The organism is Tangfeifania sp. (genome assembly GCF_055108615.1).
The window spans coordinates 1-23,758 of the sequence record NZ_JBSQIC010000026.1 but is presented as its reverse complement, the minus strand read 5'-3'; the positions used below and the strand labels follow the sequence as shown (position 1 = coordinate 23,758).

Below are 23,758 nucleotides of genomic sequence, written 5' to 3'. Positions count from 1 at the left end.
AAAAGAGGAATCAAAAACATGAATAGTTTTTGTGTATTTTAAGGTAGCACGAAAAAAATTGATATTTACTTCCAATTACATTCGAACAATATTATTTTCAACCGGTTTATTATTAATTAAATTGGCTGAAAAAATATTTTATCATGACAAGTAAGTTGAAAATGCATCGCCGTAATTTTGTTAAAGCATTGTCCTTGGGAACGGCACACGTTTTATTCTCCAATCCTTTGTATGCTGCATCAGGTGGCGGTTTTACAACCGATCCGCTTCAAAAGGTAAAGTTGGGAAAATCGGGTATTGAAACCACTATGCTGGGTTTCGGAACAGGTGTACATGCCGGCAACCGAACTTCTTTTTTAACACGACAAGGAAAAGAGAAGAGCCTGGCATTGCTCAGGCACGCCTGGGATAAAGGCATCCGCTTTTTCGACTGTGCCGACACATACGGAACCCACGGTTTTGTAAAAGAAGCACTGGCAGACATGAACCGCGATGAAATGACACTTTCATCCAAAATATGGGTGAGGGGAGGAGGTATTCCCGAGCCGGAACGCCCGGATGCGGACATTGTAGTTGATCGTTTCCGTAAAGAGCTGGATACCGATTATCTGGACCTGGTGCAAATTCACTGTATGATAGAAGAAAACTGGACTGAAACACAAAAACGTCAGATGGATATCCTGGAGAGCCTGAAAGCCAAAGGCATTATCAGGGCTCACGGTGTTTCTGTCCATTCGCTCGAAGCCATGAAAGATGCGCTTGCCAGCGATTGGGTGGATGTAATTCATGTGCGGATTAATCCTTACGGAATAGCAATGGACAAACCCGATCCGGAAGAAGTTGTTGAAGTCATTCTCCAGTTGCACCAGTCAGGTAAAGGGGTCATTGGAATGAAACTTATCGGGAACGGCGAACTGCGCGACCAAAGTGAAAAAATCGACCATGCCCTGCGTTTTGTTTTGGGACTGAGAAGCGTGGATATGATGATTATCGGTTTTGAAGAAAACGAACAAGTTGACAACTACCTGGCCCGCACCGAAAATGCACTGAATGATTTGAACAGGACCTGAAGAACAATTCCTGAATCAAAGTTTCTGCAATTCGGCCTTTATCATGTTGTATCGGTAGTTCCGGTCTTTTTCAGAAAGTCCGTTGAAATAGTTTTTTTCTTCAGGAAACTCTGCAATCGTGGTTGCTTTTTGAGGGTTGTTTTCAAACCTGACTCGAAATAACCAGTCAGTTACCTGTCCAGAATAATTGACAGCGTATGAATGTGAATATTTGTTGGATTAAAACAAAAAATGATTAACTTCGTTCATGTAATAAAATATATTATCACATGATAGAAGAAAAAACAACTGAGCATTACGAAAAACTTGTAGAAGTCCTTGGTAAAAAATATGTAACGGATTTAATTGAAAGCCCTTTTGACTTTATTCATATTGCCAATGCCGGAATCAATGTCAGTGTAATATTGAATTTTAGTAAATATTTTAATTTGACGAAGGAATTGGTTGCCCAAATACTGGATATTTCTGAGCCAACCTTATACCGCTGGACAAGAATGAATAAGAATCTGGATAGAAACTTCTCTGTGAAACTGTTTGAAATAACTGATTTATTTCTCTATGGTGAAGAAGTGTTTGGAAACAGGGATGCTTTTTTTAAATGGCTAAAGTTTCCCAATGAAGCCCTGGGGGGACTGGAACCACAGGAGTTGATTGAGATTCCGGGAGGTATTTCAAAAGTAAAAGATATTTTGGGAAGAATTGAATACGGAGTCTACAGTTAAGTTATGCTTGTTTACAGAATTACAGGTAGGAAATATGCGGGTGACTTGACCGGAAGCGGGGCCGCTATGTTTGGCGGTCGATGGAACAAAAAAGGCTCCCCTGTTTTATATACAGGTGAAAACAAAGAGATTGCCCTGTTGGAAATCCTTGTTCATACACCATCGTTATTAATTCCCGAATTAGATATTCTTACCCTTGAAATCCCTGATGATTCAGTAACTGCAATAGAAATAACCGATTTGCCCAAAAACTGGGCAGTCTATCCTGCTCCGGTAATTTTATCGGAAATTGGCGAAAGATGGATTAATGAGTCTAAAACAATTGCGTTTAAAGTGCCCAGTTGTATTATACACAGTTCACACAATTACATATTGAATTGCCGGCATCCTGAGTATAGAAGAATCCGGTTGGTTGATCAGAAAAAATTCAAATTTGATTCCAGGCTAAAAAAGTAGTTCATTAATGTTCATCATAAATCGTGTCTTTCATTGGGTATCGGCATTGAAGATGCCTGTCGTATCCTGGAGCAAACCACTAATGGTATCAACAAAATGGTACGAAACCAAACAATTCCGCACTATTTAAAGGGTAAAAAGGTTTACTTATTTGAGGATGAACTGATAAAATGGGTGGAAGATGATAGGATTCAACCCATTCAGGAAAAATATTCGTACAGAAAATCTTATTAAAGCTAAGCCATGAAATTTTCAAGAAAAGAATTTATGAATACTCAATGTAATGCCTAAAAACTATTTCGAATTGACCTTTTAAAAATAGTTATTTTACATTGTACGCGCGCAAGGGAAAAATCAACCTAATTATCTGACATTCTATGCGCGTGAGTTATTAGACAAATTAGACACTTTAAAAAGAGGGTTGAACTGAATTGTTATTCGAACGCATAAAAAAGAGAATAACCAGTATTAAAACTGAACGAAATGAACACCCTTAAGAGGGAGTTTTCAGAATTGTTATTTCAACACATAAAAAAGGAATTTCGGAACAATTACGCGGGCGCAAATAAAAAAGGTTAGAAAACGTTTGCAATAGACGACAAATTTTATAAAATATGCAGAAAAGAAAAAAAAATTGAGACGGCCAGAAAGCTGGCCAACAGAAACAAACAGAATTTCACCGCAGAGGAATTGGAATTTTTGACGAAGCATCATATTGATTTGAAAAATAATATCATTATCGTGCTCGATCCTGATGTACACGATAACGAAATAATAAAAAATCTAAATGAAAAACTCTCAAAGGATTTTCGGTTTATATGTTTTGAATCTGCAAATAAAACAGAATAATATGATAGAAACATTTGGAATAAGAAAAGACCTTGAGCAGGCAGCAGGCCAACCGGGTGAACGCACACCGGAGGACACGAAAGCCATAAAACACCAAACAGCATCACTAATGTTCTACCTGGGTGATACTTTAAGAGAGGGGCTAAAAAGGGGCAATTATACAATATATGATGACCCGGCAGTTCGGGAAAATCTTTTGGACTTACAGGTTTTGATTGATGAAAGTACTTTACATTTTAATAACCAAAAAAAACAAATTTACAATGAAAGCAGAAAGCAAATCGAACAACTCGAAAGAGAAAAAGGAAATTTTATTTTATGACCGGGAGCTGCATGAACGTTCCATTAATGAGATGAAAATTTTAGTTGAAACGGCTGAATATTTGAGTGAATAATGGCGCTCAGCCGGGAATTTGCCAGTGTTAACAGGTGAATTATTTAGGCGCTGGTTGGCACAGCCAAATTTGATTTATGAAATGTTTCAAACAGAGGCAAACAAAAAAATTGATGCGGATTACTGGCCGGGCGCACACTTGCAGCAGGAGAATCGGTTTAAACTAAAACTCGAAGATCCGGAGAAAACAAACAGGTTACTGAAAAGTTTTTCCAGTCCTGAATTTAAACCCGGAGACCTTTTTTCTTCAACTGCATGGATTGACTTTGACAATGCTGGCAGGCCTTATTTATCTGATAAAACTCGGGAAATGATTAAGGAAAAATGTACTGTATTTGCTGAACCGGAGCTTCGTGATGCTTTAAAAAACATCGAAACAATGGTTGCCGCTATCAATAAGTTTAAATCCTTTGGAAGGGAAAGAACAGGCCGGGATGTTTCATTAAGTGATTTCCCGGGCTTAAAAATGAACGGAGATGAACTACAAACAGACGTTTCAGGCTTCATACGGGCGTTTTACTTTGAAAACGATCCAGACTATCAGTTAAAGAAAACAGGGTTTGTAACGGGTGCGTCATATCACGGGGGCAGGAAGTCTCCCAAAATACCTGCAGGGTTTGAGCTCAGTGAAAGTGATTAATACTTTCATGTTATTTTGGGGGAGTCGTTCACAAGGGTTCGGCTCCCTTTTTTTTACAGGCTGGCCAACTTCGTTATTGACAACTTTTTCATAAAAGGGGAATATACGGGAAAAATCCATAAAACAAAAAAAGGATTAAGCTGATTTTAAACAACTTAACCCTTTTTATTGTCGGGGTAGCAGGATTTGAACCTGCGACCCCCTGCTCCCAAAGCAGGTACACTAACCGGACTGTGCTATACCCCGAATATATTTTTTAAAGCGGTGAGGGGGGGATTCGAACCCCCGGTACAGTGTTACCCGTACGCTGGTTTAGCAAACCAGTGGTTTCAGCCACTCACCCACCTCACCTAAACTAAATGAACTCACGGGTTACCCCGTTTTTTCGTGCGTGCAAATGTATTAATTGTTTTTACATTGGCAAAATCTTTTTTGCTTCAAAAAGCTTATAGAGAAATGATTTTTTAGTTTGATATTTTTATAAGAATTCGTCAAAAATTAGTTGTTAAATAGAAAAGTGATATAAAATATTGAGCTTCAATATTGAAATACAATCCTTCTTTATTACTTTTTGAATTTCAATATTAATAGCAGACAAAAATGAATATGAACCGAATGTCAACTTTGTTGACTCTATCGCTTTTTTTTTTATTGCAAACTGGATTATCGCAGGAATCCTCTCATTCAGTTTTTAATGCAAACCTGGGCGGCGACCAGCAATGGCTAACATACCAAGACAATCACCGCGCTTTATACCGGATAATTACGAACCAGGCATTTCATTTACTTGAAGAACGTGCAGAGAAAGTTTCGGAAATTCACACTGTCGTAGATTGGAAAACGTACCAAAAAGAAATCAAAACAACCTTGTGCGGTCCGCTGGCAAAGTTTGAGAAAACGCCGTTAAACGCCCGTACCACCGGAATTCTGGAGCGAGAAACATTTACCGTGGAAAAAGTACTGTTCGAATCGCACCCCGGATTTTATGTAACTGCCGGCCTTTTCCTTCCCAAAAGGCGACAAAAACCGGCACCGGCGGTAATTTATGCATGCGGTCACACCGAACTGGGGTTCCGAAGTGAAACCTATCAGCATGTGATATTAAATTTGGTTGAAAAAGGTTTTATCGTGTTGGCATTCGATCCGTTGGGACAAGGAGAGCGCCTGCAATATCCTGGTGCCGAAACCGGAAAATCAAGGGTGGGCGGTTCAACAAAAGAACACTCCTACGCCGGAGTGCAACCCTTGCTCACAGGCACTTCGCTTACTGATTATTTTATCTGGGACGGCATTCGCGTGCTTGATTATTTGGAAACCCGTCCCGAGGTGGACATGAACCGCATTGGCATGACCGGCCGCTCTGGCGGCGGGACCCAAACCGCGCAAATTGCTGCCTGCGACGAACGCATTTATGCCGCAGCGCCCGAATGTTACATTACCAGCTTTAAACGGCTGCTGCAATCCATTGACCCGCAGGATGCCGAGCAAAACCCGTACAATGCCATTGCTAAAGGTTTCGACCATGCCGATTACCTGCATATCCGGGCACCAAAACCCACACTGATGATTACCACGACACACGATTTTTTCAGCATCCAGGGAGCGCGCGAAACCTTTGCCGAAGTGCAAAAATCATACGCTGCATTTGGAAAACCCGAGAACATTCAAATGGTGGAAGACTTGGGTGTTCACGAATCAACTAAAAATAACAGGGAAGATTATGCACTTCCGGTTTACGTTTTCAGCAATGAGAACGATAATTCAGGAAAACTGGTTGTTTGGTTCCATCCCGAAGGGAAAGAGCGAGTGCTTGAGGAACCGCTGCTTGCAGAGTTCGTTCAGAATGGGCACACCGTGGTTTGCGCTGACCTCCCGGGTACTGGTGAACTTAACGATCCTGAGTTTTCCGGTGATGGTGTTATCCAGGGGATTCCGTTCAATTATACATTCGGATCCAACCTGGCCGGGAAAAGTATTCCGGGAATTCAGGCCGGGGCTATCGATTTGGTTCATCAGTTTATTCAAGCTGAAGAGGAATTTGCGAGAAAAGAAAAAATAGCAGTGGTGCAAGGGCTCGCGACTTCTGCTTTTTTGCATTTTGCCACAGTGAAACAATCATTCAGGAAAGTAGTTTTTTTGAATTTTCCCAATTCAGCTTTTGAGCTTTTCAACGATGAATTTTATAATCCGGAAGAAGCCTTCGTGGTTGCCCCCGGGAGTCTGCTACATTACGATTATCCTGATTTAACTGAATATCTTTCCGCTTTAGGAGTTGAGATATTCATGAGCGAAAAATTGTCTGATAATCGGGAGATTATTGAATTCATGAACCCGCGTTAAAAAGGAAGTTCCCGGCTCTTTACCGAGTTATAGCCAAGCTCAAATAATTCATCGGCATGTGAGCGGCTTAAAATATCGTACTGATCGATTCCTTCGGGCTCAATAAAAACCGATGCATATTTCTGAACCAGGTTCATGTTGGCATTCACGCTCATGTAAAATGTGCGCGACGCAATTTGTATCAGGTTTTTGAATTTTTGACGCGGATTGAGCGGGGCAATGTTGACAACAATAATTTGTTCGCAATCGTTTTTGATGGGTTCGATAGGGATATTATCCATTAAACCGCCATCAACATAATATTGTCCGTTAATTTCAACCGGGGCAAAAAGCACAGGAATGGATGATGAAGCAAGCACTGTTTTGCCGAGGGGACCGCTGTTTTTGTATTCAACAGCTCCTTTGTTCATGTTGGCCACAGCCACATAAAACGGAACCGGCAGGTCTTCAATGTTTTTATATTCAACTTTCTCTTCAATAATTTCTCGCAACCCGTCTAATTTCAGCAGGCCGTTCACTGGCAAATTGAGTTTGGTGTATTGAAAAAACCAGCCTTTTTTGAAAATCTTCATGACCTCTTCGGGCGATTTTTGTCCGGCAATAAAAGCACCCACAATTGCCCCTGCACTTGTTCCTGAAATCACTTCAGGGTAAATGTCTTTTTCGTAAAGCGCCGCAATCACTCCCAAATGGGCAAATCCGCGTGTGCCTCCGCCACTGAGTACCAAACCGGTTTTGTATTTATTCATGATGCATTTTTCATTTTTTTTATTCTAATGTAAACCAATCCCGCGTCACATTTTCCCTGCCTTTATCTTTTTTGTGCCAGAAAATGTTTTTGTGGTTGTCGTAGTCGTACTGCTTTTCGTATTCTCCAATGTTTTTTACGATGTCTTTCAGTTCAAAAGCCAGCGCCGCCCTGATTGCATGAAACCGGGAGTTCCGCCATCTTCGCGGGCCTCGATGTCGTCCACATATTTGTATTTTCCCCAGGGGTTGGTCCAGTCAACCGTGCCGCCTCCCGGGTTGTCGGGCACCCGGTTTTTATACATTGAGCGGTCGAAAACCAGCACGCCCGAAGCGCCAGGTCCACCCAAAAATTCGTGTGGTGAAAAAAGTACAGCATCCAGTTTTTCTTTCGGATCTGTCGGGTGCATGTCAATTTTATCGTAGGGTACCGAAGCGGCAAAATCAATAAAACAAACGCCGCCAAATTCGTGCATGATGCGCGCCAGTTCTTTGTAGGGAGTTCGTACGCCGGTTACATTTGAACAGGCGGTGAACGAACCAATTTTAAAGGGTTTGTCTTTGTATTTTTCCAATGCCTTTCTCAAATTTTCAGGATTGACAATCATTTCGTCGCCGGGTTCAATTATCACCACTTCGGCATTGGTTTCGTACCAGCTCGTTTGGTTGGAATGATGTTCCATGTGCGTGATGAAAATCACCGGGCGCTCGCGATCTTCCAGGCATTTCTTGTGTGAAAGTTTTCCACAGTATTTCAGCCCAAGTATTCGCTGAAATTTGTTGATTACAGAAGTCATTCCAAAACCAGCAGTGATGAGAACATCTTCAGGGCCGGCATTTACATGGTTTTTTATGATTTCGTGCGAACGGTGATAAGCGTAAGTCATCAGCAAACCGGTTTCGCTGGTTTCGGTGTGCGTGTTGCCCACAAACGGGCCTAACGCGTGGTTTATTTTGTCCTCAATTGGCTGATATAACCGGCCGCTGGCAATCCAGTCGGCATAAACAATTTTTTGCTTTCCGAAGGGAGACTCAAATTCCTGGTTGATTCCCACAATGTTTTCCCTGAATTTTTTGAAATGCTTTTCCATTGAACTAATACAAGGTGTATAATATGCTCTGCAAAATAAATGGCTTTAATGAATTTGTTATAGAAGATATGTCATGGTTAGTATGAATTATAATAAAACTGAACTATGGAAAATACTTATACATATCTTTTCTGTGAAGAAATCTTTTGAAAATAATTGTGTTTTCTGAGTATGAGAAGCCCAGGCGAAAATTACCGATTTTAACACGAAAAAAATTACCTGAACTTTGAAGTTTCTTAATATTTCTTAATTCTGACAGAGAATTGGTTTGCCTGAATGTTTCAATAACCTTAAAAACTTTATTTTTTAATTCAGGATACTTTTTTACATCTTTAGTAAATTGTTTTGAATAAACAATTTTCATTTTTTAAGCCAATTTTCAAATTCTTTAGCTTCTTTTTCATCAAGAATAGATTGATCGCCATCTTCAATTGATTTAGCAAAGGCTATTTCTTCCATTTCTTCAGTAATAGGATAATGCTGGATGTTTAGCATTTTAGCCAAATGGGTGAATACTCTTAATTGTTTTTTGTTACCTTTTAATAACAGTTCCATATTCATTAAATTTACATTTTTCAAATTTATACAAAATGTACGGATATTGGAAATAAAGTGATTCTTGTGCATACTAAACGTTATGACATTTCGTCATAAAAACCTGTTGGCATACGGTTTGATTTCAGGGGGCAAACAATTCAAAAAGTAATATTTAAATCAAAAAAATATGCAAACAGGAAAAATTGGCGTAACCAGTGAAAATCTGTTCCCCATTATCAAAAAATTTCTCTACTCTGATCATGATATCTTTTTACGGGAAATTGTTTCGAATGCGGTGGACGCAACACAGAAATTAAAAACACTGGCTTCAAAAGATGAATACAAAGGTGATGTAACCGATTTGAAAGTTCGGGTTAAACTCGATAAAAAGGCGAAAACCATCACGGTTTCCGACAACGGTATAGGGATGACTGCCGAGGAAATCGAGAAGTACATCAACGAGATTGCCTTTTCGGGTGCCAACGATTTTTTGGAAAAATATAAAGATGATGCCAACGCTATTATCGGCCATTTCGGACTCGGTTTCTACAGTTCGTTTATGGTTTCGAAAGAGGTGGACATCATTACCAAATCGTATAAAGAAGGTTCGAAAGCGGTAAAATGGACATGCCAGGGAGCACCGGAATTCACTTTGGATGAAGTTGAAAAAGAAGAGGTGGGTACCGATATCGTGATGCACATCAACGAGGATTCGGAAGAGTTTCTCGACGAAAATAAAATCAACGAAATCCTCGATAAGTACTGTAAATTTCTGCCGGTTCCGGTAGTTTTCGGAAAACAGAAAGAGTGGAAAGACGGCAAAGAGGTTGAAACCGACAAGGAAAATCAGATCAACGACACCGAGCCTGCGTGGACCAAAATGCCGGCTGACCTGAAAGATGAAGATTACAATAATTTTTATCGCCGGTTGTACCCAATGGCCGATGATCCACTGTTCCATATTCATTTGAATGTGGATTATCCGTTCAACCTCACTGGTATTCTTTATTTCCCGAAAATTAAAAACAATTTTGAGGTTCAGAAAAATAAAATTCAGCTTTATTCCAACCAGGTTTTTGTGACCGATTCGGTTGAGGGCATTGTGCCTGAGTTCCTGACACTGCTGCACGGTGTGCTCGATTCGCCCGATATTCCGCTGAATGTTTCGCGTTCGTACCTGCAGAGCGATTCGAATGTGAAGAAAATCAGCAACCATATTACCAAAAAAGTGGCCGACCGGCTAAGTGAGATTTTCAAGGAGAGCCGTGAAGATTTCGAGAAAAAATGGGACGATCTAAAAATATTCATCGAATACGGAATGTTGACTGACGATAAGTTTTACGACCGTGCCATGAAATTCTTCCTGTTTAAAAATACCGAGGGGAAATATTTCACTTTTGAGGAATATGAAAAACTGATCAAAGAAAGTCAGACCGACAAGGATAAAAAAGTGGTACACCTTTACACCACCAACCAGGAGGAACAATATACTTTTGTGGAAGATGCCCGCGCTAAAGGTTACGATGTGCTGATTCTGGACGATGTGCTGGCTCCGCACCTGATTAACCGGTTCGAACAGAAACAAACCGACACCAGTTTTGTGCGTGTTGATGCCGACGTGGCTGAAAACCTGATTAAAAAGGAAGATTCGGAAAAAGAAGAACTTTCGTGGGAAGAAAAGCAGGAGCTTTCACCGGTTTTCCAGGCTGTTGTTCCTGAGAAGAATGATCATACTTTTATTGTTGATTTCAAAGATTTGGGCGAAAATGCCAGTCCGATGGTGATTACCCGCAGCGAGTTTATGCGCCGCATGAAAGACATGAGCGCCGCCCAGGGAGGAATGAATTTTTACGGTGATATGCCCGACAGCCTGAATTTGGTAGTAAATACGGCGCATCCGCTCGTGAAAAAAGTTATTGAAGCGAAAGACAAAAAGCTGAGCACGCAGCTTGAAAAAATGAATGCCGACATTGCAGCTAAAAAAGCAGAGGCTGAAAAACTGGAGAAAGCCAAAGAGGGCAAAAAAGAGGAGGAAGTTTCGCAAGCTGATAAAGAAAAACTGGAGAGCGTAAACAACGAGTTGGCCAAACTCGAAGAAGAAAAGCGCAGCAAACTTGCCGATTTTGGTAAGAAAAACAAGCTGGCCAAACAAATGGTTGATTTGGCGCTGTTGGCCAACAACATGCTCAAAGGTGCCGATTTAGATAAATTCGTGAGAAGAAGTGTTGAGTTGATTAAATAACCAAGAAGAATTAATGCACAAAAGAGCAGGCTTATTACGGCCTGCTCTTTTCTTTTTTATGCGGTTGTCAACTTTTCCAATAATGTTTTTGATGGAGAAAAATTCTTTACTTCGAGTTATGGAATATTTTTCTCGCTTCGGCCAACTGTTCAGGCTTGCCCACATCCATCCAAAAATCTGACACGTCGAAAAAGCCTTTTATGATGTGATTTTTTGCCAGCTGGAGGTACCAGTCGGTAATTGAAAAACGCTGCTGGCGGGGAAAGTAATTGAAAATTTCAGGACTGATAACATGAATTCCACTGAATGCCATTTCACTTGCGTCTTCAAAATTTCCAGGTAACGAAATTTTGGTTTCCCCGGTTTTTTTATTGATCCATCCCACCAGTCGCTGGTTTTGGTCGAATTTAAAGTAGCGCTGTGTTTTTCGTTTTCTGACAACCAGTGTTGCCAATGCACCTGACTTTTTATGTTCTTCCGTCACCGCCCGAATATTAAGGTTGGTCAGGATATCTACATTGTAGAGGAGAACCGGTTCAATTCCGGTTAAAAGGGGAGCTGCTTTTTTCAGACCGCCTCCTGTTTCAAGCAATTCAAGGGTTTCGTCGGAAATTGTTACTGGCAGGCCGAAATCCTTGCTTTCAATAAAATTTATCGTCAAATCAGCGAAATGGTGCACATTCACCACGATTTCTGAAATGCCTTCCTTTTTTAATTTTTCAATGGCATGTTGCAATAATGTTTTTCCTCGGATTTCAACCAATGCTTTGGGTTTGTTTTGGGTTTCTTCTTTTAGCCTGGATCCGAGGCCAGCAGCAAAAATCATTGCTTTCATAGCAGCGTTTTACCGAATCCTGTTCAGGCTTCTGATTAGTGCTTCATCTTTCCCGATACCACGAATGGCCAGATAATCGAGAATGATGGCAACCAGTGGAAATGCCATGGGCACTTTATAAGCCACTTGCGCATTGCTGAAAGCAGCATAAGTAAAATAGAAAAATAATCCAAAAAGACCGAGTAACAAAATGATGGTAAAAACGACCATCCGAATTTGCCGGATGCGTTTTTTGTACATGAAAATTGCCACAAAATGCAGCAGTGTAATCAGGCCGATAAAAACCATTACCGGCAGGCCGTCGAAAATTATATTCTCACCATTAAAAATTCCTTTTGCATTAAAAATATGCAGCTCATCATTTACAAGTATTTCAGCAAAATCGAGTTTGAAAAGGGTAGCGGTTAGCAAGCCGGCAACCAGTAAATATACAGTTTGAATTCGTTGAATCATGTTTTAAAATTTTCTGCAAAAATAGTTTTTTTCCTTGTTAGCAATCATATCTCACACACTTTTTCCACTTCGTCCTGATTGATATACCATAAAAATCCTTCCACTTGTTTGAAGCCGGAATCACGGAGCAGTTGGACGTAGCGGCTCACCTGTTTGTTATATTTTCCGGGAATTTTTTCGCCCCATTTGTAATCTACAACCACTGCATTTTCTCCAGAAATCATGATGCGATCCGGGCGGTACAGCTGTCCTGATGAGATAATTTCCCGCTCGTTTAGTACTTTGTAACTCCCGTTAAACCAGTGAATTGTTTGTGAATTTTGAATGCTTTCTGTCAGTTTCTTTTTTATTTCGGCTGCTTCCTCGTCATTAATTTTTCCTTCGTTTTGAGCTTTTTGGCAAGCTGCATCAATATCATCAAATGTTTCAATACCTGAAAGGATTTCGTGCACCAGTTTTCCGGTGTTTTTTACTGATTGATGGAGCTCGCCCGGTATCAGAAAATCTTCGCTGTTCAGCCTCAGTTTTATTCTTTCGCCAAAATTGTTAAAGTGATATTTTGCGATCCATTCTGAGTCGGAGGAGGCTTGTTTTGCAGCAAAAACCGGAAGGTCCCCATAACTGAATTGGGTATTTTCTGCTTTCCAGCAATCTGCAAACGAGGTGTCTTCCAGTTGCTCCAAAGCGAATTTTAAAAGATGGTTGATTGATTTTCCCGGGCCTTTTGAATTGTTTTTCTCATCGGGGTGTTCTGCGTTCACCATTAAAACTGATTTGGCCCGTGTGAATGCCACATAAACCAAATTCAGCGTGTCAATATAAGCGTTTAGTTTTTCCTCGTAATAATCGTTGCTGAAAATTGTTTTTTCCAAAGTCTGTGTAGCCTTTACCGGAAGCAACGGAAAACGGTTGAAGGGCCCTGTTTCAGGGGTGCACCATAAAATGGGCGCCTGGTTTCCTTTCCATGAGCTGTACCAGTTAAAATTGGGCAGCAGAACAGCTTCAAACTCCAGTCCTTTTGCTTTGTGAACCGTCAGCAACCTGATGGCATCTACATCTTCATTCACGCTCACCGGGCTTTTGTAGCCGGTTTCGTTCCACCAGTGCAGCAGGTTGGAGAGGTCGTTTGAAATTGAAATCTTAATGTCTGCTGTTTGGTCGATAAAGGCCTGCAGAAATGGGAGCTCCGATTTCATTTGAAAAAGGCCAAAGAGGGAAGCAATTTCCATTACCGACTCATCGAGTGAAGCCAGCAAAACTTTCGATTTTACTCGCTCAATTGCAGGCTGTAGCTCTTTTTCAAAAACTTGTTCGAAATCAGTATCGAGTTGCCATTTTTCTTCCCGGATACCGGGAATTGTTTGTTGGCCATTGGATTCCAATTCCGGTTTCAGCCAGGAGAGCCATAAGTTTAGCAGGGCTGCTTTTACAATTTTATTGTCGGGGTCAACCAGCAATTCAATAATAAAAATGATGAAATTAACGCCTTTGGAAGCGAACAGGAAAAGCGATTCATTTGAAATGACCGAAAGATTGTAACCGGTATTTTCCTGTTTTTGGGCAGCTTCAACAAAGGTTTCAATAATTTTTGTTCCTTCCTTGTTTGTCCGGATGAGGATTGCCGTATCAGCTGCCCGCAGCCCATTATCCTGCAGTTGTTTTACCTGCTCAATTAGCAATTCGGCCGATTGTTTCTCAAAATCATCTTTTTCAAGAAAATTAATTTGTGCCAGTCCGGTGGGGTTCGTTTCGGTTTTACCGGGCTGCTGGACAAAATGCTCGTAAATGGATGAAAACTTGTTTTTGAATTTTTCATTATTAATATCAGTGAGCAGGTAGTTTTCGAATGTTTGTTTCAGCTGGCCAATTGCGGCATTATTAAAATTGATGATGTTTTGCCGGCTGCGCCAGTTTTTTTTGAGTGGCTTTTCTTCGGGTTGAAAATGTGGAAAATCGGTGTTGATTTGTTCGTCAAGGATGTTCCAGTCGCTGTTTCGCCACCGGTAAATCGACTGTTTTACATCGCCCACCAGCAGGTTGGTGTTCCCCTCAGAAAGTGAATTGGCCACCAGCGGTTTAAAATTATTCCATTGCAACGCCGAGGTGTCCTGAAATTCATCGAGCATAAAATGACTGAACTGGTTCCCGATTTTCTCGTAAATGAATGGCGAATCGCTTTCGCCAATAATTTTGCTTAAAAGCAAGTTGGAGTCGGAAAGTTGTAGTACTCCTTTTTCGTGCAACAGCTCCCTGATTACTTCTTTCAGGTCGGTCAGGATTCCGAGCATCCGGAGCTGTTTGTTTGCTTCAATAGCAGAAAAATAGCGGATTTCGTTATTGTTTTTGAATGCAATAATTTCCTGTAAAAGTGGCTGGAGAGTGGTTTCAACTACGTGCCGAACCAGTTCTTTTTTCGGGCTTTTGGCGGTGTACCATTTTTCAATTTCCTCTGCATGGTCCTCAATTGTTTTGGTGAAATTGGGTAGTTCCCCGGCAGCCAGTTTCAGGAAAAAATTTCCAATACTTCGACTCTTCCCTGAAAAATCATCGGGTTCAAGGCCGGCGTTTTCCATTTGCCTGACGCATTCAGCACCTTTTTGTTTTAATTCCGATTCGTACGAGATGATTATTTTATTCAGCTCGCTTCTGAATTCCTTCAGGTTTTCGCGGGTGTAAACAGAATTTTCCTTTTCCGGGAAAAACAACTGGAACTTTTCTTTAAACAGTTCTTTTCCCAGGTTTTTTATGTCATCTTCAATTTGCTGGCTTTTGTTATCGGTAATTTTTTCTTCGCTGAAACTTACCAGCCATTTTCGCAGTTGCCTGTCGCTGTCAATTTTTTCAAGTAGCCGGTCCGTTGCTTCTTCCAGTAACAAATCATCGTCAAGTTCAAGGGTAACCTGGGGCGAAATGCCCATTTCGCGGTTAAAAGCTTTAATTATCCGCTGGGTAAATGAGTCGATGGTGCTTACTGAAAACCGGTTGTAATCGTGAAGGATATTTTTCAGCACCTGCCGTGCGCGTTGGCGGATAACTTCTTCAGAGAGTGAAGTTTCATTTTCCAGTATAGTGGTATAATCAGTAGGTTGGTTGCCGGCCAGCACATTGAGTTGCCCAAGTATGCGGCTTTTCATTTCGTTGGTGGCTTTGTTGGTGAATGTAACCGCAAGGATGTGTTTGTAGTTGAACGGATTTTTCAACAGCAGTTTGAGGTATTCGGCTACCAGCTGAAATGTTTTGCCGGAACCGGCGGATGCTTTATATACCGTGAGCATGTTTTATTTTTTAGATTTTAAGTTCAAATTTCAGGGCATTTGATGTGAGTATTTACTTATCTGAAATCATTTTGCGGTCCCTGCGAAACACTTATTTTGGTTTCAATTTTAAAGTTTTTGGAAACGTTGTATTGCATGAAAAGCGTTGAGCCGCGGGTGTCAAAATTGTTCAGTCCCTGGCTGGGGAAGGGGGCTGAAATGACCGAATTTCCTCCAAAACTGTAACCTCCCAGTCTGAAGTTTTTCCCAGCCTGATAGCTGCCTTCGCTAAATATAGTTGCATTGCGTAAAAATGGTGAGGACGAAATTCCTCCAAAACCTGGTCCGAAGAAGTTCCCCTGGTAAAATGAAAATTCAGATAGATTGTAGTTCCAGCGGTTGGTCAGCTCCTGTTCGAAATCAAACTCCGGCAGTTTTTGAAATTCCATCAATTCTCCCGTGGGCGTATTACCCTGGAGTAAATTCCGGTACATCAACTGCCGTTCGGTTTCCATTTGCAGTGAATCCTGTTCAGGAAGCAACGGCATCAGCGTTTCCTGGGCTGATACATTGTAAATAGTGATGGTGAATAGTATGAACAATAAACGTTTCACAAATGGCTCCTTCCTTTAAACTTCTTTATTATTGTCATCTTCAAAATTAAAAATAATCCCGAAGAATGGAGAACGGAAGCCACCTTTTCGTAGTATCAGGATTCTGAATTTTCAGTTAGTGAATTGTTGTTGCCTTTTTTGCCCGTGTCAATTTCTTTCCAGTGCTCTTTGGCAGTTTCAATGTATTGGCTGGCAAAAACCCACCCAATGGCAACAATACCGCCCAGGAAAATCCAGATAATCAAAATAATTTTTCGTTTGGGTTTGGTGCGTTCCTGTGGAACAGTAACAGGCTGTATTACCGAAAATACAGGTGTGTCTTCTTTAACTTTAATACGTGCCTGTTCGAGTTGCTGGGCCAGGTTTGAGTAAACCTCAAAAGCCAGTTGGTATTCGTTTTGGAGCCTTTCCTGCTCGGTAAGGGCCATGGCGCTGGTAACGTTTTTGTTGCGGTCGCGGAAAGCTGCAAGGGCGGCCTGTGCTTCCTGAAATTCTTTTTTCTTTTCCTGGTACCGTTCTTCAATAAAATCCAATTGTTCCGATGCCTTTTCAATTTTGAAATCGGTGATGTATTCCTGTAGCAATTCCTGTGCTTTTTGGGCGACCTCAGCCGAAAGTTCGGCTTCATGAAAACTGGAACTTAACTGAATATAACCATCTTTATCGTTTATTTCGAGTGAAATGTTATCTGAAATAATTTTGCGGACTTCTTCTTGTTCTGTTGTAAGCCGGATCGTATTTCCATCTTGAGTTTCAACTGCTGAAGTTTCCTCTTCATCACCTTTTATGGCTTTGCTGATAACACCCGGTAATCCTATGGTATATTTTTTTACCAGGGAAAGAACTCCGGGTTTGCTGTATTCGGTGTAATACTCGAAAAGGGTAACCGGTTCCTCAACATCCGAAAAGATGAATTTGCTTTGCATGAGTTCAAGCTGAAAAGGTACACTTTGCAGAATCTGCGGGTAAGTTTGCGGCAGCAGTTCAGTGGTGCTCTGGTTCATGTTCAGGTTTATACCTGCCATGGAAGCGAGGGAGGAGAGTCCGCCTGTTCTTGAGCTTCCTCCTGTACTCTGTGGGACCATTTTGGTAGATGCGGTATATTGAGGCGGGGAAACCAGTGCCACAATCACGCCGATAACAGCAAAAACAATAACTGTTTTAATAATGAATTTTCGGTGCTCCCATATGGTTTTTGCCAGGGCAATCAAATCAATTTCATCCTCTTCGGCAACCGGCGTATTTTTATTTTCTTCGTTCATTTTACAGGTAATTCAAATTCGAAATTTCAAAAATATTATCGTAACACGGCTGCAATGGCAACGGCTATGGAGGAGAATGTACTGGCAATTGACAGCCACGTTGAAGTTGAAACCCCCTCACGCTCAGGTTTTGCCGGGACAACAATCTGGCTGCCGGGCAGTACTTCGGGATAGTTTTTCACGATAAAACTTTTGGTTGATGAAGTTGCCCCGTTGGGATAACGCACATATACTTTTCTTTTCAGTGCATCGGTTGAAAAACCGCCGCATCTGTCGATATAATATTTTAGTGATTTGCCTTCTTCGTAGGTAACTGAAAACGGGTTTTGAACATTGCCTGTAATTTTCACGGTTTGCATTTCTTCGGGAATATCGAGAATATCACCGTCGCGTAGTAGCAAGTCCTGAGGACCTCCGGGATTGTCGAGGATATTTTGGAGGTCAATAGCGATGAATTCACTTCCTAACTCTTCAGTAACGCGCGAAAAAGTAGCGCCCTCTAAAAATGATTGGGGCGTTAATCCACCAGCCATATCAATCAAGTCGGAAATGCGCTGGTTTTTATGTTGTATTGCAAAATTGCCTTCGTATTTAACTTCTCCTCTTACCATAGCAGATGCATTTTCGAGGAACGAAGGTGCGCGCCTTACTGAAACCTGATCGAAAGGTTTTAACGTGAAGTTGGCATCCCCCTCGTTATTTTTCAAATCGCGTGACAGGTCAAAAGTAAAAATATGCACCATCTCTTCCGTCAGTTCTGCTGCCTCTTCGTACGAAAGCCTTCGGGCAACTTCAATGTATGAACTGTCGGCTGCCTCTGTGAATCCTCCGGCCATGAAAATTGCATCGGCAAGGGTTGTGCTTTCAGCAAAATGAAAATCACCAGGTTCCAACACTTCGCCAGTTACACTAATGTATGGGGTTTGTTTCAAATCCAAAAGCGATTTTATCTGAATGGAATCTTCAGGGTTAAGCAATATCGTATTTTCTCCGCTGAGAATAGAATTCAAATCAAATGAGAGAGTCCTGCGGGTAGAGTCACTGTTCAGGCGGGTGATTATTGCGCGGTTTAAAAAAGCATTCCCTTTCAGGCTGTCGGCCTTATATATTAGGTCTTTCAGGGTCATGTTTTTTTTCCATTCGTACTCTCCGGGGCGAAAAACAGCTCCGGTAATGGTAACCCTGTTTTTAAACAACTCATAAACTTCTCCGTTTGTTACCCTGTCTCCGTCGTGTAATGGGGTATTTTGCATTTCAACAAAGGGGACATCAACTATAACCCTGCCATCAAGTGTTTTTCTGTAAATTTTCAAATCAGACCAGTAGGCATCATCAGTAAAACCGCCTGCAAACCGGACAACATCTTTCAGGTTTTCACCCTCTTTCATTTCAAAAATTCCATTTCGTTTAAATTCACCCGAAATGGTAACCTTTTTTTCAGCAGGGGGAATAAAAATAATGTCTTCGTCTTTCAGCCGGATGTTTTCAGATATATCCGCATCTATCAGGAATTTATAGATATCAATGGTTTTGAAAACTTTTTCATCCCTGATTATATTTATTTTCCTGAACGAACCGATGTTGTTAGGCCCTCCTGATAAATATAGAGCATTAAACGCAGTAGCTGTAACGGGTAATGTGTAAGTTCCGGGGGCAGTAACTTCACCCACCAGGTTTACTTTTATGGAGCGAAGTCGGCCCATGTTCACCTGTGCAAATGTTTGCGGGTTGTCACTGCCCATGTCGGCATAAATTTCGGTAAGCCGCTGTTTTATTTTGGTTTCGGCATTTTTAAATGTCATTCCGGCAATATAAACCGGTCCTACGTCCGGTATCATAATCTGCCCGTTGGTATTAACCGTTAGCTGATAATTATTTTGAGAATTTCCCCAAATGTTGATAATTATCTGGTCGCCAATTCCTATTTCATAATTTTTTGGGGTTTGAATGTTCAGACTGGGTTCGAAGGTAAGGTTGGTACTGTTAAAGAGATATGATCCGAAAATTGGGCTGGAAGATTCCTGGGGTGCCTGACGTTGTGTTAGTTCCCCTGTTTCTGAACCTGCTTCTGAATCAGTTGTTTCTTCTTCACCTTCTGAAGTTTCTGAAGTGAGTTGGTCACCGGATGAGCTTTGTTGCATCAGTCGCTGCTGCATATCTCTGATTTGTTGCTCCGAAGCTCCACGCTGGCGGGCCATGTTGGCCGCTTCTGTTGGCGAAAGTCCGGCCTCTCTGATGGCTTCCTCAACTCTTTTTACATCCGATTCGGGCAATGTTTTTGGATCAACCGAACGAATATCCTGGGCAATGGAGCTAATTGCAAAAAATACTGACAAGAACAAAAGAAGTATTTTTCTTGAGTGGGATTCCATAATATTATAATTTTTTTGGCAATTGGTTTCTATCAATAAATATTAAAAAACTGTTTCACAAACAAAAGGCAAAAATAATTTTTTAAATAATGTAAAACAGGTGAATTGAATTAATTTTTCTGTTTAAATGACTTTCAAAAGTAGCCAAAGTTCTCTTAGGGCAGTGAAGTAATTTTTTCTGCCGGCACTTCAACTGAAAAAACGGTATCAATTTGTTCAATTCGGATGATGAACCTGTTTTTGCTTTTAAATTTTGCCAGTTCTCCCTGCACTCCAACGAGCGGACCGGCAATAATTTCAACTTTTTTCCCGGGCTTAAAGTTATCCGGAGTAACCGATACTTCAAAATCGGTTTGTTTCATCATTTTTTTCAGTGCATCCATTTGTTGGTCGGGAACAATTGCTGCCTTCCCTTCAAAAGTTATAAAGCAAACCACATTGTCGGTTTGCAATACGCGGTCATATTCTTTTCGGGTAATGTGCACAAAACAATAACTTGTTATTACAGGTATTTCAACCCATTTTTTACGGTCTCTCCACCGGCGCAGTTTTTTCTGTAAGGGTAAAAAACACTCAATATTTTGTGCTGTTAGTTCAGCATACACTTTTTTTTCTGCCCGCGAGCGGGTATATACTACATACCAGGCTTTTGGGTTGGCCGGGTTATTTGTCGTGCTCATGAATTATTTTTTCAGACAATTCTGTTGTATGGTACAAAATTAAAAAATAAGTCGGTTTTGTTAGCTGAAATATTTTATAAGAATCATTGAAAAATCGCTATTGATTGACTTTCTGTTAGTCGCATAATATATAGTTTTCGCGCCTGGGGTTCACCAAAAGCACCGGAAGGCCCCGGGCTTGCCTGATGATTTTTTTTTCGGGCAGCCCGATGAGCTTATCGAGTGGCGTAATTACCGAACTGCCCAAAACAACAAACAGATCGCTGCCCGATGATTTTGCCAGTTCCAACGCTTCAAAAGAATTACCCAGGCTTGATTTACGGCCTTTATAAATTTTATGTGTAATACTAAACTTGCTGAATAGTTTTTTGGCCAATAATACATTTTGAGCAACCTGTTTCATATCATTTTTGTCTTTATCGTTTGCAGCCACCGAAATAATTTCGGAGCCGTTAAAACGGCCAAACCACGAACACCATAACGAACTGTCAGTGTTCTCTTTTCTCAAATCAAGCGGCTGAACTATTTTTTTGAAATCAGATGGACTATTCTCCGTGTCAACAAACAGAAAAGGAACAGGACTTTCTGTTACTGCCTTTGCTAAATGGCTGTAATTTTTGGCATCAGCAACCAGCATGATGGTTTCAAAATCGTCGGCAAGCAATTCAGGAATTTCTGCAACCGAGCCGGTAATAATCAACTTCGATGATTTTAGCGACGGTATTTCTTTTTTTACAGTAGCCAGATATTCATCTGATTTTTGTTTGAAAATCGCACGCTTTTTCGAGTCTCTTTTTTTGCAATGAAAAACCAGGCAAAGTTCTTTTTGGAAAATCGCTGCAATTTTTATCCCGTTTAAAATGAGTGTTTTATCAGAAGATGTGAGGGGTATTAAAACCGCTATTTTTTGTTCTTTGCTTTCACTCATTATTGAAGTTTGGCTAAAAATAGCCAATTCAATGAAAGAATTATAAAGTTGGGTTGAAAAATATCAGGAATGGTTGTTTCAGAATTGTCTAATTTTACAGGAAATAAAATTGCATTCATGATAAACGAAAAGTTACTTCGTCCTGACAGTATTGCCGTTATAGGCGCTTCCAATAATATTTCGAAACCGGGAGGTAAAATCGTGAAGAACCTGCTCGAGCATTCTTTTCCCGGAAAATTATACCTGGTAAATCCAAAAGATCCGGAAATTCAGGGAATGAAGTCCTACAGGCAGGCAGATGATTTGCCACAAGTCGATTTGGCTATTCTTGCTATTCCCGCGCAGTTTTGCCTCGATATGGTAAAAGTTTTGGCTGAAAAAAAATCAACAAAGGCCTTTATCATTATTTCAGCCGGGTTTGGAGAAATTAGTAAGGAAGGCAAAAAGCAGGAGCAGCAGATCGTGGATGTAGTGAACCGGCACAATGCGTGCTTAATTGGTCCCAACTGCATTGGGGTAATGACTCCGCATCATGCCAGTGTGTTTACCACGCCAGTTCCGAAACTGACACCCGAAGGTTGCGATTTTATTTCGGGCTCGGGCGCAACCGCGGTGTTTATCATGGAATCCGGAATTCCCAAAGGCCTGCGTTTTGCCAATGTGTTTTCGGTAGGCAACAGCGCACAAACGGGTGTGGAAGATGTGCTGGCTTACCTCGATGAAACTTTCGATGAAGATGCCAGTTCGCGGGTGAAGCTGCTTTACATCGAAAACATTGACAACCCCGATAAACTTCTTTATCATGCCTCTTCGCTGATTAAAAAGGGGTGTAAAATCGCGGCCATAAAAGCAGGAAGTTCGCAGGCAGGCAGCCGCGCCGCTTCGTCGCACACCGGGGCGCTCACCAGTTCGGATGCCGCTGTGGAAGCGCTTTTCCGCAAAGCCGGAATTGTTCGCTGTTACGGACGCGAAGAGCTGACAACCGTGGCCAATGTGTTTATGTGCAAGGAGCTGAAAGGGGAGAAGCTGGCGATTATCACCCATGCCGGCGGTCCGGGCGTGATGCTCACCGATGCGCTGGAAGATGGCGGTCTGCAGATTCCGCGGATTGACGATTCCCCCGAAAAGGAAGCACTCAAAGAAAAACTTTTCCCCGGATCTTCCGTCGAAAATCCCATCGACTTCCTCGCTACCGGAACCGCAGAGCAGTTGAGTGAAATTGTGGATGCCTGCGAGAATGATTTCGATGTGGACGGGATGGCGGTAATTTTTGGCAGTCCCGGTCTTTTTCCCATTCGCGATGTGTACAAAGTGCTCGATAAAAAAATGCAGACGTGTAAAAAACCGGTTTACCCGATTTTGCCGTCCATTATAAATGTAAAAGAAGATGTTGCCTATTTTCTGTCGCACGGAAATGTGAATTTCCCCGACGAAGTTTTGCTTGGAAAGGCGCTTACCAAAGTGATTCAAACGCCAGAACCGGCTTCGGACGAGATTTATGTGAAAGGTATAAATATAGATGCCATCGGAAGAATTCTGAACGAGTCCAAAAACGGTTATCAGCCTCCTGAAATTATTCACCGGTTGTTTGATGCTGCAGGAATTCCGCGGGTAGAAGAAATTGTGGCCAAGAATGAGAAGGAAGCCGTGCTGGCCGCTATGAAAATAGGGTTTCCGGTAGTGATGAAAGTAGTTGGACCTGTTCACAAAACCGATGTGGGAGGTGTTGTGCTTAACGTCAGGAATGCGGAAGAAGTGCGGAAAGAATTTCACCACCTGAATGAAATAGAGGGGGTTGAAGGAGTGCTTATTGCGCAGATGGCTTCAGGAACCGAGCTCTTCCTTGGAGCCACTTACGAAAAGAATTTCGGACATGTTGTATTGTGCGGTCTGGGCGGAATTTATGTGGAGGTACTCAAAGATGTGGCATCTGGTTTGGCACCGCTGAGTCATGATGAGGCGATGTCGATGTTACAACAACTCAAATCTTACAAGTTGATGAAGGGCTACCGGAAAAAGGAAGGCATTAACATTCCGCAGTTTGCCGATATTATGGTGCGGCTTTCAAGTCTGCTGCGGTTTGCTACTGAAATCAAAGAACTGGATATTAATCCGTTGCTCGGCAATGAAAAAGAGATTCTGGCCGTGGATGCGCGGATAAGGGTGGAGAAGAGAAGAAGTGATCAGTGATCGGTGATCAGTTGGCAGTGAAGAGAGAAGGGAAGAAGTGATCAGTGATCGGTGATCAGTTGGCAGTGAAGAGAGAAGGGAA

General features: G+C 41.5%; 21 protein-coding genes and 2 tRNA genes. 9 read left to right on the top strand and 14 right to left on the bottom strand.

Features of this window, described 5'->3' with window-relative positions:
* Window positions 1–143 precede the first annotated feature (143 nt).
* From ACTCNA_RS07860 to ACTCNA_RS07835, 6 genes are all read left to right on the top strand, one after another.
* Window positions 144–1,070 carry an aldo/keto reductase gene (locus ACTCNA_RS07860; protein ID WP_462947355.1) on the top strand — a complete coding sequence of 309 codons (927 nt, stop codon included), beginning with the start codon at window positions 144–146 and terminating at the stop codon, window positions 1,068–1,070.
* A 269-nt stretch (window positions 1,071–1,339) separates the two neighbouring features.
* Window positions 1,340–1,792 (top strand): type II RES/Xre toxin-antitoxin system antitoxin, encoded by a 453-nt coding sequence (gene parS / locus ACTCNA_RS07855; protein ID WP_462947354.1) that lies wholly within the window; start codon window positions 1,340–1,342, stop codon window positions 1,790–1,792.
* A 3-nt stretch (window positions 1,793–1,795) separates the two neighbouring features.
* Complete coding sequence (locus ACTCNA_RS07850; RefSeq protein WP_462947353.1) at window positions 1,796–2,248, top strand: RES family NAD+ phosphorylase; 453 nt, start codon at window positions 1,796–1,798, stop codon at window positions 2,246–2,248.
* A gap of 33 nt (window positions 2,249–2,281) precedes the next feature.
* Window positions 2,282–2,482, top strand: a complete 201-nt coding sequence (locus tag ACTCNA_RS07845; protein ID WP_462947351.1) for a helix-turn-helix domain-containing protein — start codon at window positions 2,282–2,284, stop codon at window positions 2,480–2,482.
* Between the two features lie 616 nt (window positions 2,483–3,098).
* Entirely contained in the window at window positions 3,099–3,419 is a 321-nt protein-coding gene (locus tag ACTCNA_RS07840) for a hypothetical protein (RefSeq protein WP_462947350.1), read from the top strand.
* A gap of 127 nt (window positions 3,420–3,546) precedes the next feature.
* Window positions 3,547–4,131, top strand: coding sequence for a hypothetical protein (locus ACTCNA_RS07835; protein ID WP_462947349.1), 585 nt, complete (start codon window positions 3,547–3,549; stop codon window positions 4,129–4,131).
* Between the two features lie 171 nt (window positions 4,132–4,302).
* Here ACTCNA_RS07835 and ACTCNA_RS07830 read toward each other — a convergent pair.
* Window positions 4,303–4,377: transfer RNA gene (locus ACTCNA_RS07830), tRNA-Pro, on the bottom strand.
* A 16-nt stretch (window positions 4,378–4,393) separates the two neighbouring features.
* A tRNA-Ser gene (locus ACTCNA_RS07825) sits at window positions 4,394–4,482 on the bottom strand.
* Window positions 4,483–4,731: 249 nt separating this feature from the next.
* On the opposite strand from ACTCNA_RS07825, the gene ACTCNA_RS07820 reads away from it, so the two are divergent.
* The gene (locus ACTCNA_RS07820) at window positions 4,732–6,471 is read left to right on the top strand and encodes an alpha/beta hydrolase (protein WP_462947348.1); all 1,740 of its coding nucleotides are present in this window, start codon (window positions 4,732–4,734) and stop codon (window positions 6,469–6,471) included.
* On the opposite strand, the gene ACTCNA_RS07815 is transcribed toward ACTCNA_RS07820, so the two are convergent.
* The 4 genes from ACTCNA_RS07815 to ACTCNA_RS07800 form a co-directional block, all read right to left on the bottom strand.
* Window positions 6,468–7,220: a patatin-like phospholipase family protein gene (locus ACTCNA_RS07815; RefSeq protein ID WP_462947347.1), complete on the bottom strand. Its 753-nt coding sequence runs from the start codon at window positions 7,218–7,220 to the stop codon at window positions 6,468–6,470. The genes ACTCNA_RS07820 and ACTCNA_RS07815 overlap by 4 nt on opposite strands.
* A gap of 147 nt (window positions 7,221–7,367) precedes the next feature.
* Window positions 7,368–8,309 (bottom strand): aminotransferase class V-fold PLP-dependent enzyme, encoded by a 942-nt coding sequence (locus tag ACTCNA_RS07810; RefSeq protein ID WP_462947346.1) that lies wholly within the window; start codon window positions 8,307–8,309, stop codon window positions 7,368–7,370.
* A gap of 103 nt (window positions 8,310–8,412) precedes the next feature.
* Window positions 8,413–8,673, bottom strand: coding sequence for a type II toxin-antitoxin system RelE family toxin (locus ACTCNA_RS07805; protein ID WP_462947345.1), 261 nt, complete (start codon window positions 8,671–8,673; stop codon window positions 8,413–8,415).
* Window positions 8,670–8,864, bottom strand: coding sequence for a hypothetical protein (locus tag ACTCNA_RS07800; protein WP_462947344.1), 195 nt, complete (start codon window positions 8,862–8,864; stop codon window positions 8,670–8,672). The genes ACTCNA_RS07805 and ACTCNA_RS07800 overlap by 4 nt, the downstream gene beginning before the upstream one ends.
* 169 nt (window positions 8,865–9,033) lie before the next feature.
* Between ACTCNA_RS07800 and htpG the strand changes: the two genes are divergently transcribed.
* Window positions 9,034–11,088: a molecular chaperone HtpG gene (htpG, locus tag ACTCNA_RS07795; RefSeq protein ID WP_462947343.1), complete on the top strand. Its 2,055-nt coding sequence runs from the start codon at window positions 9,034–9,036 to the stop codon at window positions 11,086–11,088.
* A gap of 106 nt (window positions 11,089–11,194) precedes the next feature.
* On the opposite strand, the gene ACTCNA_RS07790 is transcribed toward htpG, so the two are convergent.
* From ACTCNA_RS07790 to ACTCNA_RS07755, 8 genes are all read right to left on the bottom strand, one after another.
* The gene (locus ACTCNA_RS07790) at window positions 11,195–11,923 is read right to left on the bottom strand and encodes a nucleotidyltransferase family protein (RefSeq protein ID WP_462947342.1); all 729 of its coding nucleotides are present in this window, start codon (window positions 11,921–11,923) and stop codon (window positions 11,195–11,197) included.
* A 9-nt stretch (window positions 11,924–11,932) separates the two neighbouring features.
* Window positions 11,933–12,376: a DUF4293 domain-containing protein gene (locus ACTCNA_RS07785; RefSeq protein WP_462947341.1), complete on the bottom strand. Its 444-nt coding sequence runs from the start codon at window positions 12,374–12,376 to the stop codon at window positions 11,933–11,935.
* A gap of 44 nt (window positions 12,377–12,420) precedes the next feature.
* A complete protein-coding gene (locus tag ACTCNA_RS07780) occupies window positions 12,421–15,651 on the bottom strand; it encodes a UvrD-helicase domain-containing protein (protein ID WP_462947340.1) in 3,231 nt (1,076 codons plus the stop codon).
* A gap of 56 nt (window positions 15,652–15,707) precedes the next feature.
* Window positions 15,708–16,244 carry a hypothetical protein gene (locus ACTCNA_RS07775; RefSeq protein WP_462947339.1) on the bottom strand — a complete coding sequence of 179 codons (537 nt, stop codon included), beginning with the start codon at window positions 16,242–16,244 and terminating at the stop codon, window positions 15,708–15,710.
* Between the two features lie 95 nt (window positions 16,245–16,339).
* Window positions 16,340–17,506, bottom strand: coding sequence for a Wzz/FepE/Etk N-terminal domain-containing protein (locus tag ACTCNA_RS07770; protein ID WP_462947338.1), 1,167 nt, complete (start codon window positions 17,504–17,506; stop codon window positions 16,340–16,342).
* A gap of 35 nt (window positions 17,507–17,541) precedes the next feature.
* Window positions 17,542–19,878 (bottom strand): SLBB domain-containing protein, encoded by a 2,337-nt coding sequence (locus ACTCNA_RS07765; protein ID WP_462947337.1) that lies wholly within the window; start codon window positions 19,876–19,878, stop codon window positions 17,542–17,544.
* Window positions 19,879–20,033: 155 nt separating this feature from the next.
* Complete coding sequence (locus tag ACTCNA_RS07760) at window positions 20,034–20,558, bottom strand: UpxY family transcription antiterminator (RefSeq protein WP_462947336.1); 525 nt, start codon at window positions 20,556–20,558, stop codon at window positions 20,034–20,036.
* A 115-nt stretch (window positions 20,559–20,673) separates the two neighbouring features.
* On the bottom strand, window positions 20,674–21,486 hold the full coding sequence (locus tag ACTCNA_RS07755; protein WP_462947335.1) for a hypothetical protein: 813 nt from the start codon (window positions 21,484–21,486) through the stop codon (window positions 20,674–20,676).
* A gap of 69 nt (window positions 21,487–21,555) precedes the next feature.
* Here ACTCNA_RS07755 and ACTCNA_RS07750 point away from each other — a divergent pair, with 69 nt between their 5' ends.
* Window positions 21,556–23,676, top strand: a complete 2,121-nt coding sequence (locus ACTCNA_RS07750) for an acetate--CoA ligase family protein (protein WP_462947334.1) — start codon at window positions 21,556–21,558, stop codon at window positions 23,674–23,676.
* Window positions 23,677–23,758: the final 82 nt, after the last annotated feature.